This is a genomic window from Enterobacter sp. FUJ80071, assembly GCF_038739915.1.
In the GTDB taxonomy this organism is placed as follows: Bacteria; Pseudomonadota; Gammaproteobacteria; order Enterobacterales; family Enterobacteriaceae; genus Enterobacter; species Enterobacter kobei.
The window spans coordinates 1-2,888 of sequence record NZ_JBBXKH010000006.1 but is presented as its reverse complement, the minus strand read 5'-3'; the positions used below and the strand labels follow the sequence as shown (position 1 = coordinate 2,888).

5 protein-coding genes are annotated in these 2,888 nt (G+C 50.9%); all 5 read left to right on the top strand.

Annotated elements, in window-relative coordinates; genetic code table 11:
- Positions 1-96 (top strand): IS1 family transposase (locus AAER43_RS25860; RefSeq protein WP_000851394.1); only part of this gene is annotated, 96 nt, incomplete at its 5' end.
- A gap of 113 nt (positions 97-209) precedes the next feature.
- Positions 210-485 carry a formaldehyde-responsive transcriptional repressor FrmR gene (gene frmR, locus AAER43_RS25855; protein ID WP_017384071.1) on the top strand — a complete coding sequence of 92 codons (276 nt, stop codon included), beginning with the start codon at positions 210-212 and terminating at the stop codon, positions 483-485.
- 34 nt (positions 486-519) lie between these two features.
- A complete protein-coding gene (gene frmA, locus AAER43_RS25850) occupies positions 520-1,629 on the top strand; it encodes an S-(hydroxymethyl)glutathione dehydrogenase (protein ID WP_017384070.1) in 1,110 nt (369 codons plus the stop codon).
- A 43-nt stretch (positions 1,630-1,672) separates the two neighbouring features.
- Positions 1,673-2,071, top strand: a complete 399-nt coding sequence (locus AAER43_RS25845) for a VOC family protein (RefSeq protein WP_012561111.1) — start codon at positions 1,673-1,675, stop codon at positions 2,069-2,071.
- A gap of 64 nt (positions 2,072-2,135) precedes the next feature.
- On the top strand, positions 2,136-2,888 hold a 753-nt coding region (fghA, locus tag AAER43_RS25840), incomplete at its 3' end, for an S-formylglutathione hydrolase (RefSeq protein ID WP_223366393.1).

Sequence of the window (2,888 nt, the reverse complement as noted above, 5' to 3'; positions counted from 1 at the left end):
GCAAGGCTGGGCAGGAAGTCACTGTCGTTCTCAAAATCGGTGGAGCTGCATGACAAAGTCATCGGGCATTATCTGAACATAAAACACTATCAGTAAGTTGGAGTCATTACCGGTGCTCTGATATATTTATTATACTATAGTGGGGTATGTGTTGATCTTAATGTAATACTCCCCTATAGTATAAGAAATACAGAGCAGTGAGGTAAGCAATGCCCAGTACTCCTGAAGAGAAAAAAAAGGTCCTAACCCGGGTTCGCCGTATCCGGGGTCAGATTGATGCTCTGGAAAGAGCACTTGAAAGTGGCGCTGAATGCCGTTCCGTTCTCCAGCAAATCGCCGCCGTCCGGGGCGCCGCTAACGGACTGATGGCAGAGGTGCTGGAGAGCCACATACGGGAAACCTTTGACCAGAATGACAGCTACAGTCATGAAGTCAGTAAATCAGTTGACGATACGATTGAGCTGGTTCGTGCCTATCTTAAATAGGTGAGGCCATTATTACATTGAGGATATATTACGTATGAAATCACGTGCCGCTGTTGCATTTGCACCAGGGAAGCCCCTGGAGATTGTTGAAATTGATGTTGCTCCGCCTAAAAAAGGCGAGGTGCTGATTAAAAACACCCACACAGGTGTCTGCCATACCGATGCCTTTACCCTCTCAGGGAATGACCCTGAGGGCGTTTTCCCGGTGGTTCTCGGCCACGAGGGAGCCGGTATCGTCGTTGAAGTTGGTGAAGGCGTCACCAGTGTGAAGCCGGGTGACCATGTTATTCCGCTCTACACCGCTGAATGCGGGGAGTGTGAATTCTGCCAGTCCGGTAAAACGAACCTCTGTGTATCGGTTCGCGAGACTCAGGGCAAAGGACTGATGCCTGACGGGACCACTCGCTTTTCATACAACGGTCAGCCTCTTTACCACTACATGGGATGTTCCACATTCAGTGAATACACCGTTGTGGCCGAGGTTTCTCTGGCAAAAATTAACCCGGAGGCGAACCATGAACACGTCTGCCTGTTGGGTTGTGGCGTGACTACCGGTATTGGCGCCGTCCATAACACGGCTAAAGTGCAGCCGGGCGATTCAGTTGCCATTTTTGGTCTGGGGGCAATTGGTCTGGCTGCGGTACAGGGGGCCCGTCAGGCAAAAGCGGGACGTATTATCGCTATCGATACTAATCCGACAAAATTTGACCTGGCCCGTCAGTTCGGGGCCACTGACTGCATTAACCCGAATGATTATGACAAACCGATTAAAGATGTTCTGCTGGATATCAACAAGTGGGGTATTGACCATACCTTTGAATGTATCGGTAACGTTAACGTCATGCGTGCAGCGCTGGAAAGTGCTCACCGTGGGTGGGGGCAGTCCGTTGTCATTGGTGTCGCAGGGGCCGGACAGGAGATTTCCACCCGTCCTTTCCAGCTGGTCACCGGGCGCGTATGGAAAGGTTCCGCGTTTGGCGGAGTAAAAGGCCGCACTCAGCTCCCCGGTATGGTCGAGGATGCCATGAAGGGGGATATTGACCTTGAGCCATTTGTAACCCATACGATGACACTGGATGAAATCAATGACGCCTTCGAGCTTATGCATGAAGGCAAATCTATCCGGACAGTGATTCATTACTGATCCCATCAGAATTTTAATCAACTCAAACTGAAGGAAGTGGAAAATGACAACTCCGGTAATTTCTGGTGACGGCATCTTTTCTCATGTGTTCATTGGCGCAGCCGATGTCGAGAAATCCTCCGCATTTTACGATGTCGTCCTGGGCACGCTTGGTATCAATAACCTCGGCCCGTTTGGCAACGGCTGGGTACTCTATGGCCGCGAAAAGCCGGCATTTATCATTGCCCGTCCGGGCAACGGTGAAGCACCTTCCGCTAACGGGGTGACTGTCGGCTTCGCTGCTGCCACCCCGGAAGAGGTTGATGCTTTCCATGCTGCCGGCCTTGCCGCCGGTGGAGCTGATGAAGGTCAACCTGGCCCGCGTGGTCACCTTCCCGGGGCCTATGCTGCCTACCTGCGGGATCCGGCGGGTAACAAAATCACGGCGTATACGTTTATCTGACGTCCGGATTTAAAGATACTTCCCCTGGCTTCGGTCAGGGGAAATAACCATGAGATAACGGCTGATGGAACTCATTGAGCAGCATGCCAGCTCTGGCGGCTGGCAAAACGTGTACCGGCATTATTCACAATCCCTTAATTGTGAAATGAATTTCGGTGTGTATCTTCCTCCCAAAGCAGTAACAGAAAAACTGCCGGTACTATACTGGTTGTCGGGCCTGACCTGTACTGAGCAGAATTTCATCACCAAATCAGGTATGCAGCATTATGCAGCCCGGCATAACGTCATCGTTGTTGTCCCGGATACCAGTCCCCGGGGTAATAATGTCCCGGATGCCGACAGTTACGATCTTGGCCAGGGGGCCGGTTTTTATCTGAACGCGACGGAACAGCCGTGGAATGTTCATTACAGGATGTATGACTATATTCTCAGAGAGCTTCCGGATGTCGTCATGAATCATTTTCCTGCAACGGCAAGAAAATCTATATCCGGTCATTCTATGGGAGGGCTGGGTGCTCTGGTGCTGGCTCTGCGAAATCCTGGTGAATATGTGAGCGTATCAGCATTTTCCCCGATAGTATCGCCTTCTCAGGTGCCATGGGGGCAACAGGCATTTAGCGCTTACCTGGGTGAAAACAGAAAAACGTGGGAAGCCTACGATCCAGTCAGCCTCATTTTACAGGGTGAAAAATTACCAGAAATCTTCATTGATCAGGGGCTGAGTGACGCCTTTTATGAAGAGCAACTGCGCACCAAAATCCTTGAGAGAGTATGCAATGAGATGAACCTCAATGCGTCGTTCCGATATCATACTGGA